A 13,956-nucleotide genomic window follows, 5' to 3' on the forward strand; every position below is an offset into this window, starting at 1 on the left:
ATTTATAATTAAAGATTAGTGATAGCAACTCTGTAACACTCTCTTCCTTATTTATAAACTTTATACTAAATCAATGACGGTTTATAGCTAATTTTGAAGTCGGTTAACCACTTGACTAATATTTATTGCCATTATCGTTGATAACGAAATATTGTTTTGCTTTGCATATTTTCTTCAACAAGCTTCCGAGTATACCAGACGGGCCGCATCTGCTTCTCAGATATTAATTCTAATTGTCTATTATCCTGGCCGGATGATTGACTAGTATTCCCATACGACATAAGTACTTCAGCCCTGGGGCCACTGCGGGTAAATTCAATTACCGCACTCCACGTATCTCCAAAAGCAGGTCGATAATTTTTATAGTCTGTTGATCTGTATTCTATCACATGATACACGCCCAACGGATCGCCCGGCGCTCCGGTACCCGGGATATCATCTGAGAGACGCATAACCTCACCCCAGGGAATATCCAATCTGCCAAATTGATCTTGTACCTTTCTGGCCACTTTTCCTAAAAGAGCTGCGGCACTGTCGGGTTCAGTCAAACCATTTGGCGTTTCCAACGGATTTGCCATATTCCAAGGCTCTTTAAAATTACAGAAATTTGTGAAGTGACCTTTACACTGTTCCAAAGCCCAAAACGTAAATAATACAGCCCCTTTGCTGTCTGCATTCGCACGTTGATCCCAACCTTCCAACACGCTGGCGGCAACTCGCGTGAGAGAATCCGACGATGTCTTAGCCGTGGAGGTAAGATCACTGATTACCTGATCGGCCAAAAGCATCTTACTTGAATAGCGCATCTCAACTAGTTCTTCAAAGCTTATCGACTGATCAGCAAGCAGCATTTCCAGCCCGCGCTGTTCGCGGGGAAGCAGCCATTCCGGGGAAAGGTATTCCGGATAATCATTTGGATTTAACGGCGAAGGTTTTGTAGCAAACCACGGCGGACTGTTGGAGTTTTGTACAAATCCGCTCTCGGGATCAAGTACACTGGGCAGTTCTTCGAAGTCATGGATATCAGACCATACTGTCCTCGATGTATCACCCGCTACAGGTTTTTGCCAGTCACCAAAATCACCAAAGGGGCGTTCCGGCACCTGTCCGTTAAATAAGTAATAAATATGTCCATCACCATCGGCATAGGTGGTCGTAAGCATGGGAAGCTGAAGCTGCTTAAGTGCTTTCTGAAATTGGTCAAAGTTCTGTGCACGACCCATCTCCCAAAATTGCTGAAGCACCCCATGCCGCTCAAACATCAGAGTGCGTACAGCAATGGCCGAACTGTCGGTGGATTGAATAACGGGACCGTGCTTGGATCGTTTAATTTCTAACGTATCCCGCTTAAGCTCATTATCTTCCCCACGGACTCTAAGAATTTTGGTAGATTCATCGAAAGATTTCGTGTCGCCGTCAAAGTGATACCCTTTGCCCTCTAGCTTCAGTCGATAAGTGTCAAACACATCGGCTGTATTTATGGTATGCGACCACCCAAGTTGTTGATTAAATCCTATCATAATTGCCGGTACTCCGATAAGCGTACTACCATAAAGGTTAGAATCAGGGCCAACGAGCTGTGCCTCATAGAATCGCATAAATGGTATGTTCCAGGGAAGATGCGGATTTTGAAGCAACATAGTATTTCCGCTTTCAGAGCGGGAAGGACCGATTGCCATCGTGTTGGAACCTATTAGCGCATCCGTGGGCATTCCGTCAAAACCCATTATCGGCTGCTGGCTACCCGACCAAGCAACAAAGGTAAACATCAATCGCTGCGTGTGGCGGATCAAGTCTTCAGCCTGTACAGGCAAGACCTGCCGGACATTTTCATCAATTGCTTGCGGGTGTTTATTTGCATAGTCGTTCATTCCGGCGGCGAAAGCCTTAAGATATTTTCGGAGCTCAGTAGGCTGTTCCCCAAGAGCTTGTTCAGCTCTTTGTGGAATACCTACCCTGTGCAAAAGGCGATCCGAAGGCAAATAGTCTTCACCCCAAAACTTGGCACCATGGCCCCGGGCAATGCCATAGAGTTTAAGTATATCATTGCCATAGCTTTTCATCTGAACCCAGCCAAAACCGTAACCGAGTTCTTCGAAAGATTGCCCGTAGATATGCGGCACATCCCAGGAATCCCACAAAATCTCCGATTGCTCTGCCTGTTTTTGTTGCTGTGGACCCTCTGTAACCCCTGTTGTTTTACAAGAAATGATTAATAGAAAAAAGCTAACTAAAAGCGTAAGCGATAGTATATTTTTCTTTATCATTTTTGGCTGAACATGGAAAAGATTGAAATTAACATTCTGGGCAAATATTCCGGCAGATGAACTCAGCTGTTACATAACAACTCGGAAAAGCCCGTCCCATCATTAGCTGTTGCAGAAAATATCACCGTGATATGTTTCTCTCGTTATCTCCCATCGCATAACCCCCTTTATTGTATTTATTGCTCTTTCTGATGAATCAAGCATCACTAATTCAGCTCTCATTAACCCTATTTTTAACTAAGTTTTTAAAAGGACCCGAGAATGGCAAATTCACTATATACTCTTTAATCTTTCATTCCCTGATTAACCTTCCGCTGAAACATATTCAAAATCACTCTTATTGTTGTATGACCATTGAAGAGGCCAATCCTTACAAAATAATTTTTATAAAGGTATCAGACGTCCCAATATCTACTGCTAAAGCCAGGTTGATAGGAAAATTTTAAAATTATCTTTTCCTGCTCCTTCTGTTTTATAGCCAAAATAAAAATCTGACTTTCGAAGGTAGGGGGGGTACTTTCATATAAAGGGGTGCCGTTTCTGAGCAAGAAAAATAAAATTTCCTCGGGCAGACCCTGGGTCAAAACCATGGGGGTCATGTATGGAACCTAATCTCGGAAGATCTGAGTTAACCTACCGGCCCCCCCTTAATAAAAAAGCCCCGGCAAATACCAGGGCTTTGGATCTAAATTTGAACAATTCAGAATATCTTAATTCAAGCTTCGTACGTTAATAGCACTTAGCCCTTTGTCTGTTTCTTCGACTTCAAATTCCACGGATTCCCCGTCGTCAAACCCTTGATCAAAACCAAGATCCTCGATGTTGTTTCTGTGAACGAAAATATCATTGTTCCCTTCGTCGGGATTGATAAATCCAAAACCTTTTTGAGCGTCGAAAAATTTTATTTTGCCTTGTTGTATCATAAGAAATGTATTTTTATGCACCCGTAGAATTCTCTTAAGAAAGGAGTTGGACTAACGCGTCTTTTCAGTAAAGTTTGCTTGGCAGGTGTGTAATTAAGTTTAAGTCTATAAGGTAGGCCTAATAACAGTCAATAACTATTTATACTTTTAGCCGCTATATATTGATTTACTGCTAGCGAATAATATGCGGGGATAACACCAACTATCTTTCCCTTTCCTGCTCCGGGCTTTTCTTATTTTATGGATCTGCTGATATTACAGGAAATATTTGGAGATGAACTTGATTCAAATCTTGAACAGTTAGTTGGATAGCGATCACACGTTCAGCTCATCACAAGAAGGAACGACGTTTACACTTCAGTTTCAAAGAGAAGAAAATAATATTTAAGCCCTTCTATGTGTATGAGTACCATTTTTTCATGTCAGGGTATTTCCCTTAATCGATTATCCCATTATCTAAAAAAGACATACTTATTTAAAATTGATCTAAATAAGCATTATCTTCCATATATTATTCAATCCCCGCACTTCTAAGTTATTATCTCATACATTTGTAAAAAGAGGTCCTTATGGATCTACAACACCAAGAACAAGCCTATCAAATCGCCAGTATTGGCCATTGGCAACTTGACATCGTAAATGGACAACTCTACTGGTCCGATCAGGTCAAAAGTCTCCACGAAGTCCCCCTTGATTATCAGCCGGACTTGGCGTCGGCTCTTGCCTTTTACGCAGACGGCAAATCCACAGACAAAGTTCAAACAGCTGTCGACGAGGCTATCGACGAGGGTAAATCGTTTTCCGTCGAAGCCAAAATCATTACGGACAAGGGAAACCTTCGTTGGGTTCGGGCTGTCGGCGAAACGGTGACCCAAGATGGTCGTTGTACGCACTTGTATGGCAGCACCCAAGATATAACGGATCGAAAGTCCCTGGAACGGCAGCTGCAGCAAGAACGTGATTGTCTTAGCGAAGCCGAACGAGAGAAGACCCGTATTTTAGAACGCATCGATGACGGGTTCTTTGCCGTGGACAAAGATGGGATGGTCAACTACTGGAACACCGAAGCAGAACAAATAATAGGGGTATCCCAAGACGACATCATTGGTCGCAATATCTGGGAGGTATTCGAAGAGGCTACCGATATTGATCTTTACGATCAGTACCACAACGCCCTCAACCAGCAAGTGACGGTTCAGTTTGAAGAATTTTGTGATCCGCTGGACATGTGGATAGAGGTTACCGCCTACCCATCCGAGGGCGGCCTATCGGTCCACTTCAGAGACATCACCGAGAAAAAGCAAATCCGACAAGATCTACGGGATAAGCAAAGGCAATTGCGAAATATTGCGGATAATATCAAGGGGAGTATTCTTCGTTACCGACTCCATCCGGACGGCAGCGATGAACTGATCTATGTTAGCGAAGGCATTAAAGATCTCCATGAAATTACCCCGCAGCAGGCGATGGAATCCGTTGACCTGATTTGGTCACAGATAGCCGACGACCACCGCGAGGAGCTGCGAGAATCCATTGAAGAATCAGCTGAAAATATGACCCTATGGGATCACACGTTTAAAGTAGAAACGCCTAGTGGTCAGCAAAAATGGATTCACGGGCGGGGAACGCCCCGTCGACTTGAAGATGGGAGTGTCCAGTGGGATACTATTGAACACGATATTACGCAGCAAAAACAGCTGGAAGAGCAGGTTGCCCGACAGGTTACCCTCCTGAATCATATTTTGGACAGCCTTCCGGGCTTGTTTTTTATCGCTGATGAGGAGGAAACGTTCGCGCGAGTAAATCAACATACGGAGGAGCTCTTTGGCCTGTCGGAAGAGGAGCTCCAGGAAACCAATGTGTTAGAATTTGTAGCACCACCAGAAGTATCGGGGGCTAAAGATGCCATCCAGAGGGTATATTCTGAGGGCTATGCCGAAGTTGAAACCATACTGCTGGACGGCGACGGCCGAGAACATCACTATTACATATGTGGCACCTATTTCGAACCTGATGGCCGAGAATATATACTCGGTAGTGGCATCGATATTACCGCCCGCGTGGAGGCCGAAGAGGAGAACAGCGTTCTGCTCCAAGAGGTTCACCACCGAGTGAAAAATAATCTGGCCATCATTTCAGGCATCCTGAGCATGGAGGTGGACGATCTGCCTTCCGGCAGCCGGGATCGCGAGCCTCTCGAGCAAAGCATAAACCGTATCCATGCGATTGGCAAAGTACATGAGTTGTTATATCGGTCGTCTAGTTTCTCAAAGGTGAGCGTCAACGAATATATATCAGATCTTTTCAATACTGTAATGGAGACGCTACAGGCAGAACGGGATAAAATCGACATTCAATTGGACATCCCAGAGCTGCAGATGAATATCAATGAGGTGATTCCCTTGGGTATGCTGCTCAATGAACTGCTCACCAATTCCCTGAAACATGCTTTCCCCGATCAACAGCAGGGTCTCATAACTCTGGATATAACCAAACATCAAAAAACCTATACGGTGACCTACCGCGATAATGGTCGAGGTTTTGAACAGATAGACTTTGAAGAGTCCCAAACGCTTGGCCTCACGATTGCTAATATATTACTCCAACAGCTGGAAGCGGACTATGAGATCGACACCGAGGGCGGATTTGAAATAGCCTTCACCTTTAAATCACGGAAAAATGGATCACACGCTAATATTTGATCATCACCTATAAAGTTAACCATTGGACCCATTCGTAGTTTATTTCTGAAAGATCAAAGAATTTCAAATAAAAAATTCTGAGGCGCACACCCAGGGGGTACTTTGATATGAAGGAATACCGTTTCTGAGGGAGGAAATTTAAAAAAACGTTACTTGCAGACCCTAACTTAAAAACCATGGGGGTATTTCTGAGAGAATCCTTAAGAATTGAGTTAACCGAACTTGATCAACGATCACCAGTTGCCAGTTAAAGGTTTAGAAACAGGAGTTAAAGAAAGAAAGTACACTGAAATATATGTAAGAATGGCCTGCAAATAATATTATATGGTAAAATGCTAACATAAAATAGGCCCGCACTTAATCAAAAGTACGAGCCTTTAGGGCTATAGAAAATGATAAATAGAACTTATACGTTAGTTCTGCGGTACATCCACCGTTCCAATATCAGTTGTTGATTCAACGGTTACATCCACACCGGTAACTGTTTGTTCGCCGTAGGTGTCATTTCGAGGATGCACTAAAACATCATAGGTTCCTTCCTCCAAGCCAATGAGCTTGAAATATCCGTCAGATGTATCTGCAATCGTAGAGGCAAGCGTATCAGAGCCGGCAATGGCAGATACTACGGGCTGGGCATCGGCGGGATTGGCCGTACCTTCAATGTTTCCGGTAATGGCTTTTTCTGTCGCTGTGATTACGGGCTTCAATATGTATGGGTTCTGGTTGTTCTGCCCGGCTTCTACAACAGATCGGCTGGCATCAAAATCCAGCAGCAAGACATATTCAATGTCTTCTTCGATTTCTGCATTAATATTGAGCTTTACACCGGTTTGTGGTCCGCTGGGTACCTTCATATCGTAAATACTACCATCAATTTCGACACTGTGCCCGTCACTGCTTAGAATCAATCGGATTTGCGGGTAGGTCCCAGCTTCGAGTTCAGCGCTACCAATAACAGTGGTGGCACCATTGGTAAGCTCCAGCAGATCATATTCCTGCTGCGGTTCGTTTAACGTGACCCAGCCATACGAGCTGCCTACTCTGTTTACTTCCACGCGTTCAATAAAGACGTTTACGGCATCGGCAGAATCGATCGGGGCATCAGCCATCTCAACGGTCATCGTACCTGATCCAGAATCGGAATCCGTACCACAACCGACAAACATCATAGATAAACCTATGAGTAGTGCAATGGGGAAAAGCGTTATTCTTTTTAGTAACATAATAGTAGTTCTTTGATAATGAATAAGATGATTTTCTTTCGGTTTCTTCAGTATATAAATATGTGAGAATATATCGTTACATATTTGTAGGGAAATCGTTACATATTTACTTGGTTAGCCAATATGCTAAAGGAACATATTTTACGATGATTCACGGTTGTATCCGCTAAGCTAACACCATATCTCTTTAATTAGACAGCGCTTTAAAACCGAGATTTGGGGGGACCTACCCTCTTCAATTGTCACACAGAAAAAGGCCCCGCTCTATTTCAAGCGGGGCCTGTTTTTCTTGGGATTAAATCTTCTTGACGGTTAATAATCTCTACTATGATGGTGCTAATCCCAACACTTATTTTCACCCAATCAGCCTCTCTTTTGATGGCGCTGAAGTATTGCGTTACCTGATAATTATATTTTTGCTATTTAATCAGCCTTGACGGTTTAGTAATTAATAATGAAATAGTTTTATTACCTTTCGTCGTTTTGGATAATACAGGATTAGTTATTCGATAGGAAGAACATTTATGAACCAGTTCGGAACCTCAGGTCTGTACTGTTTGATAATTACGAGATATTACGGAAAAGAGCTGAGTTTTAACCTCTTATTTAAATTAAAAAGAACGACGTTCGGCGACGGCATATATATGTATTACCGCAAAAACGTCTTTTGGGCTAATTTGGTGAGATAGTACGGCTATGTACCTCCCGGAACTGTTCGTATCATTTATAGATGTCATATTATTTATATGAATAAAACAATTGTACTACAGGAGATGATATTTTCGCGGTGTAGGAATGGATTTGGCTTTAAAAAAGGGATCAGAATTTTTGGGAGCATATTGCCATTAGCCATCGTGCTTGTATTAGTACTCATGCCTCTCATTGGATCAGAAGCTGTCGGCTCAGATAGTAAGAATATAAGTAGGATAGCGGACCTGCTGGCAGATCGCGACGGTGACGGACGTATTGATCGGCTGGGCGAGGAGGTAACCGTAAGAGGAAGGGCTACGGTAGGTGCAAATGTCTTAAATGACCAATACCTGATGCTATATATGCAGGACAGTACGGCTGGCATAATGATTTTTTCGGATACGCTGGATATCTCCGTATCGAAAGGCGATAGTCTGCAAGTTACCGGTACGCTCGAGCTCCACACCAGCAAGCCGGAAATTGTGGTTGAGAATCTGGAGGTAGTTAAATCAGAACCCCGTATTCCTGAATCAAAACCGCTGAGTCGTGTTTTTAAGAGTCCTGATCGTTATAGAGGACTGCTGGTGAGTGGTCAGGCTGTTGTACATAGCAGAAGCACTCCGAAAGATATTAAGATGCTGCGAATAGCCCCTCCGAGCGGCTCTGATGACTCGCTTCATATTTTCGTATCCCGTTCCAATGCTCATTATGAAGATTTTAATTTTAATACACTTAAAGCCGGGGACCGGATTCATATCCGTGGTATTCTTATCCGTTATATCTCCGACTACAACGGCAAAACGTATTACCAGATTTTGCCTCGTAAGCGAGATGATCTTACTATAAACAATCTACAGCCCATGCTGAAAGAGGGGTCATTTATTTATGCAGATATGGACCCCGCATCAGGAACGATCTACATGTTACTCGAAAGTGGTCTTTGGGGGTATAACCTGTCCAATAATAACTGGCGTTTTCTTAATACTCTCGGGGATTTTGAAGGAGCGTTTGGTACCTACGAATTTGGTTTTAATGCACACACCAATGTGATTCAATTGTGGTCGAGAGGGATGGGCAAGCTTTACAGCGTTGATCCCAAAACCTACGGTATTGAGAGAGTAGACCATTCATCTGAACACCAGAACCAGTTTGGACATTTTCCTTTTTACCGGGATAGCACACTTTATGCTTTTGGAGGGTACGGATACTGGGATTATCACAATATGATGGTTCGCTTTAATCATTCGACGAATGAGTGGCGTGTACAGACCGTTGATCGTAGTTCCCCATATCCCAGTCGCCGGGTTCCCACAACCGGCATCTATGATCCCCGGCAGGATCGGTTATATATCTTCGGGGGACGTGGCACTCAGTCAGGATATCCCGAGGACCAGAATGCAAGGGGCCAGGAATTTCGGGATATCTGGAGCTTTACGTTCGACAGTCAGAAGTGGAAAAAGATCATGACGCTTGAGCAGCTTAAAAATGGTTCGGGCGTTGTTATCCATCCCTCTAAGATCGGGAAAATCAACAAGCGATCATCCTCATTATATCTTCCGGATGAGCAGTTATGGTTTATCCCCACCTTTGACCCGAAACCACTATATGACACTTTCAATTTTAGGGTCGTAGGGTTGTCATCACACAATGCGAAGGGGATTGTATCACCAGACTTTGATCGTTCTAATAACTTTATGCCCACAAATTATTTTTACAACCCGAATGAGGATGAAGTGGTGTTTGTAGGGATCGATAATCTTGCAAATGCTGATACCTACCCCGTACGTATTCACCGGATGCCTGCTGATTCGTTGGTCGCCAAGATCAGTAAATCACCTTTTTATCTCTCCACAAAACTATACTACTATCTGATCGGACTAGCGGTACTCGGAGGGGTTCTATATTGGTTTTACCGAAATCCGGCGAATGGGGAAACGGTGGAAGAGCAGGAAAGTGAAGCTATATCCTATCACTCCCTTCTACAGGCCAGCTGGTACAACAGTCAGGAGAAAAAATTGTTGGAGTATATGCACGGGCAGGATCGATTTTTGGATTCCCAAGAGATCGAAGAGCTACTGTGGAGTGATATTGAATCCTACGACTATCGACGGAGACTTCGGAACGACATTCTCAAAGAAATTAACAGTAAGTTTAACAAACACTATCCCAACCTCGACAATATAATTCTTCGGAAAAAAGATCCCAATGATAACCGTCGCTATCTATATGGGCTTAATAAACAGCTGATAGAGGAGTAGAATTTCCCAAAGGGCATGTATAAAGGTAATTAATGCATATTGAAAGATATTTTCTTGGGGTGAAGAATAACTCCTTTAGCAGAAGTTGTTGCAGTAAGTTTTGAAATAATTCAATTATTCCTAATTCATTGGTTTTGTCAACAGTTTCCTCAAGACCGATTGTATCTTTGGACTGGTAGCTATCATTCCTCGGATCGATCTAAACAGTATACGATTCTTCTCCCACACCGATCAGTTTAAGTGATCCCACCGGCGTAGGTAAATAAGCCTATACGACCGAAGCCATCACAACAATAAGCATAGGCTTATACGCATAATTTGCCCCTTTTAAGGTCTAATTACTTGATGATAGTTATCCATTTATTTATAATTGGACGCGCCCTACCTAGGGCGTCTCTCTTGATGAATAGTTAAGCCCTCACAACTGATACTTGTGAGGGCTTTTTTACTGGTAACAACATTGGGAAGAATCCAACCAGTTTTTAAAACGTAGGTATACAGACTATCATCTATACAACAAATCATATATACAAATCAGGTTTTCATAATACTGAGGCGATCTTAGAATGGACCTAAAAACAGTGTTCCTTGAGCTTGTAACCAGTCTTCGCCAGTAGTGACAGGCGAAATATTTTTCTCTAGGGACTGGAAAACGTTAAAAAATCCTTGTCGCTAGGTTCCCGGAACATATTGAGGTCAAAGAATTCTACAGCAGCACAGAGTTCGCCAGAAACATCTGGCTTTAGACCTCTTATTACAGCCAGACGGTAGTATTGGTAAAACAGTAGATCTCCAGGCCCTCCGTTCCGAGCTGGCGAACCATCACGGTCATATACTGCTTAGTTTAGGGATGGTTTTTAGGTGAAGTTCCCCATACTGTTCTGAACACTCCAAGATTGGTTATTCGCCGTCCATTTTTCACTTGGTGTTCATTTCGATTATCACTTTATTCTTATAGATCTTTTTCAGATCGTTGCTAAAATTTAAAGAGTCTACTATTGTGAATTTGGATTTGTAATAAAGAAGTGAACTGACATACTCATAGATTCTATCAAAATCTTCTGAATTTCAAGTCGACCTATACAAATGACCACGGGCATATTTCTCGTATTTTTGTTGATTCTTGTGGCATTTGTGCTGTTTTTTTTCGAGCCGGTCCCCATCGACGTTACTGCTTTGGGCATTATGGTGTTGTTGATAATCCTGGGACCCTGGACGGGTATCTCCCCCCAAGAAGGAGTTGCCGGGTTTGCCAATCCTGCTACCCTTACCATTCTTGCGATGATGGTGCTCAGCGAAGGAGTACGCCGAACGGGAGCCATCCAACACCTAGAAACTAAAGTATCTTCTTACACAGGTAACAACACATACAAACAACTCGGAGCTACTATTGGTACGGTGGGTCCTCTTTCTGCTATTATCAATAATACAGCGGCGGTAGCCATTTTACTGCCCATGGTCAGCGATCTAGCCCACAAAAATAAAACCTCTCCTTCAAAACTGTTACTTCCCCTATCCTATGCCTCAATGCTTGGCGGGATGCTCACACTGATAGGAACCTCCACAAACCTTCTTGCAAGCGATATTTCTTCTGACTTAATCGGACGTCCATTTTCCATGTTCGAATTCACTCACCTAGGCCTCGTGGTATTCGCTTTCGGAACCCTATACCTGTTCACGATAGGGTACCGCCTCGCGCCCTCACATATAACACCACGCAGTAAACTTGAAACTACGGAAAAGGAGGAGTTTCTAACGGAAATAATCATTGGGAAGGATTCCAACTTTCCAGGCCTGACAATTCAGGAAGCCCTAAAACGGGTAAACTTTGAAGCTAATATAACCCAATTGATTCGCAAGGGAGATTATTATCGCGAACCTCCGTTATCCACGGAAATTCGAGAAGGAGACGTATTTACAATACGGTTGACTAAAGACGCTCTTCGTATTCTTCTGGACCTCGAAGGCGTGGAACTAGTTCCCGAAGTAACTTCAGAGAAGGAAATGGAAACACTGGGTCCCGGGCAGACACTGATCGAAATAGTTCTGACAGCTGGTTCTGATCTCGTGGGTGAAACTATTGGAAACGCCGGGTTTCGAGATCGCTTTGGAGCTACCGTCCTTGCCATCAGGCGTGGCGGTCAAATTGTCTACGAACGATTCACTCAGTTTTCACTAAAGCCCGGTGACATGCTGCTCATTGAGTCCAGAGAAGAATCCGTGGATCGGTTTGCTAACGATACAAATGTTATTGTAGCAGGCGAACTCGCACTACAAAAATTTCGTTCTTCGAAGCTTCTCCTTGCTATCGGTATCGTCCTGGGCGTCGTCCTCATAGCTTCGCTCGGTATACTATCTATCATGGTTGCTGCTTTTGCGGGGGTGGTCCTCATGATGACAACGGGCGTGCTTAAACCGTCGGAGGCCTATGAGGCCATACAATGGGATATTATCTTTCTTTTGGCCGGCGTAATTCCCTTGGGAAAAGCACTTTCCGAAACTGGAGGAGCAGAATTAATTAGCGATGTAATCGTATCAACTGCCAGCGTTGCCCCGACTATATTCATCTTAGGTTTGTTTTACGTTGTGACGGCCCTAATGACTAACTTAATCAGCAATCAGGCAAGTGTCGTTCTGCTTCTTCCTGTCGCTGTGGAAGTCAGTCAGCAGTTGGGTACAAATGATTTTGCTTTTGTTCTCGCGGTGACCTTTGCTGCCAGCACCGCATTCATGACCCCGGTGGGTTATCAGACAAATCTATTCGTTTACGGTCCTGGAGGATATCACTTCAATGATTACCTCCGGGTAGGCGGTCCCCTTCAATTGCTTATGGCCATCGTGACCACCATAGGCATCGCTCTTTTCTGGGGAGTGTAGAATAAGAATAGTTTATCCGTTTTAATGCGCCGATTTAGATGGCTTGCTGGGCAACTCTTGGATCAACAGACTTGTGTACTTCTCAGGTAATCCTCAAAATTATTTCAAAGCATAGTGGGAGAACCCATTTAATAGAAATGCCCTAAGAAAGTGGAACGTAAGACAATATTACTACAGCTAAGCAACTAACCACCAGTAAATGAATAGATCATCCTATTAACCCCGAATAATCTGGCCGAAATTGAGTAGTAATTCTTGGAATGGTTACCCTTACAGCATCCCTGCAAATTCGAACTCTGTTTGAAAAAGCACAAGACATTTTTCGGTTATACGAACAAAACTTTACTTTTTTACTGTGGTTATTCCTATTCAGATACAGAAGTTTTTTTTATATTGTGAGCGGGTACTCACAAATAATCTAAACCATTTTTCCCAATCAGTGGCTACTACAAAAAAAGAGGCGATCCTAGAAACGGCGTTGGAACTGTTTGTAGCTAACGGTATTGATGCTACATCCATTCGTTCCATTGCCGAAGGTGCAGATACTGCCGAAGGCAACATTTATCGACATTTTAATAGTAAGAATGACCTTGCAAGGACAATTTTTTTAAACTGTGCCAGTAAATTCCGAACGGAGTTAAACGAAGCGGTTCAGAATCAGTTCGGTCCTAAGCAAAAGATTGAGACATTAGTACGCACATTATTTAATTTTGCAATCGATCACAGACGTGAATTCTCTTACATAATGATAGCGAATCACCGTGATGAAATTATTACGCAAGAGATGCTGGCGAAACCGCTGCCAAAAGATGTATTTATTGAAACCTTAAAAACCGGCAGGGAACAAAATAAATTTCAATTTGCGGAGCCCACTATTGCGGTCGCGTGGATTGTAGGAATGGTTCAACGCAGTATTATATTTATCCAGCGTAATATTACGTCACTGGAACCTGATCAGGTGATTGATGAGACGGTGAAGGCTGTTTTGCGAATGCTGAAAAAATAATTTCATTTTT

General features: G+C 43.2%; 7 protein-coding genes. 4 read left to right on the top strand and 3 right to left on the bottom strand.

The window, feature by feature from the left end:
- Positions 1-131: 131 nt before the first annotated feature.
- Positions 132-2,267, bottom strand: a complete 2,136-nt coding sequence (locus ACQ4LT_RS13610) for a penicillin acylase family protein (protein ID WP_445666607.1) — start codon at positions 2,265-2,267, stop codon at positions 132-134.
- A 710-nt stretch (positions 2,268-2,977) separates the two neighbouring features.
- The gene (locus tag ACQ4LT_RS13615; protein ID WP_445666608.1) at positions 2,978-3,190 is read right to left on the bottom strand and encodes a cold-shock protein; all 213 of its coding nucleotides are present in this window, start codon (positions 3,188-3,190) and stop codon (positions 2,978-2,980) included.
- A 569-nt stretch (positions 3,191-3,759) separates the two neighbouring features.
- On the opposite strand from ACQ4LT_RS13615, the gene ACQ4LT_RS13620 reads away from it, so the two are divergent.
- The gene (locus ACQ4LT_RS13620) at positions 3,760-5,892 is read left to right on the top strand and encodes a PAS domain-containing sensor histidine kinase (RefSeq protein WP_445666609.1); all 2,133 of its coding nucleotides are present in this window, start codon (positions 3,760-3,762) and stop codon (positions 5,890-5,892) included.
- Positions 5,893-6,305: 413 nt separating this feature from the next.
- Here ACQ4LT_RS13620 and ACQ4LT_RS13625 read toward each other — a convergent pair whose 3' ends face one another.
- Positions 6,306-7,115, bottom strand: a complete 810-nt coding sequence (locus ACQ4LT_RS13625; RefSeq protein WP_445666610.1) for a DUF4382 domain-containing protein — start codon at positions 7,113-7,115, stop codon at positions 6,306-6,308.
- A 746-nt stretch (positions 7,116-7,861) separates the two neighbouring features.
- Between ACQ4LT_RS13625 and ACQ4LT_RS13630 the strand changes: the two genes are divergently transcribed.
- The 3 genes from ACQ4LT_RS13630 to ACQ4LT_RS13640 all read left to right on the top strand — a co-directional run bounded on the left by ACQ4LT_RS13630 (position 7,862) and on the right by ACQ4LT_RS13640 (position 13,946).
- Positions 7,862-10,063 (top strand): kelch repeat-containing protein, encoded by a 2,202-nt coding sequence (locus ACQ4LT_RS13630; RefSeq protein WP_445666611.1) that lies wholly within the window; start codon positions 7,862-7,864, stop codon positions 10,061-10,063.
- Positions 10,064-11,149: 1,086 nt separating this feature from the next.
- The gene (locus ACQ4LT_RS13635) at positions 11,150-12,940 is read left to right on the top strand and encodes an SLC13 family permease (protein WP_445666612.1); all 1,791 of its coding nucleotides are present in this window, start codon (positions 11,150-11,152) and stop codon (positions 12,938-12,940) included.
- 439 nt (positions 12,941-13,379) lie between these two features.
- The gene (locus tag ACQ4LT_RS13640) at positions 13,380-13,946 is read left to right on the top strand and encodes a TetR/AcrR family transcriptional regulator (protein WP_445666613.1); all 567 of its coding nucleotides are present in this window, start codon (positions 13,380-13,382) and stop codon (positions 13,944-13,946) included.
- Positions 13,947-13,956: the final 10 nt, after the last annotated feature.

This window comes from Fodinibius sp. AD559 (assembly GCF_052712805.1).

Coding starts and splice junctions, on each gene's coding strand:
- ACQ4LT_RS13615 (WP_445666608.1), bottom strand. CDS start 3,190: ATGATACAACAAGGCAAAATAAAATTTTTCGACGCTCAAAAAGGTTTT.
- ACQ4LT_RS13625 (WP_445666610.1), bottom strand. CDS start 7,115: ATGTTACTAAAAAGAATAACGCTTTTCCCCATTGCACTACTCATAGGT.
- ACQ4LT_RS13620 (WP_445666609.1), top strand. CDS start 3,760: ATGGATCTACAACACCAAGAACAAGCCTATCAAATCGCCAGTATTGGC.
- ACQ4LT_RS13635 (WP_445666612.1), top strand. CDS start 11,150: ATGACCACGGGCATATTTCTCGTATTTTTGTTGATTCTTGTGGCATTT.
- ACQ4LT_RS13630 (WP_445666611.1), top strand. CDS start 7,862: ATGAATAAAACAATTGTACTACAGGAGATGATATTTTCGCGGTGTAGG.
- ACQ4LT_RS13610 (WP_445666607.1), bottom strand. CDS start 2,267: ATGATAAAGAAAAATATACTATCGCTTACGCTTTTAGTTAGCTTTTTT.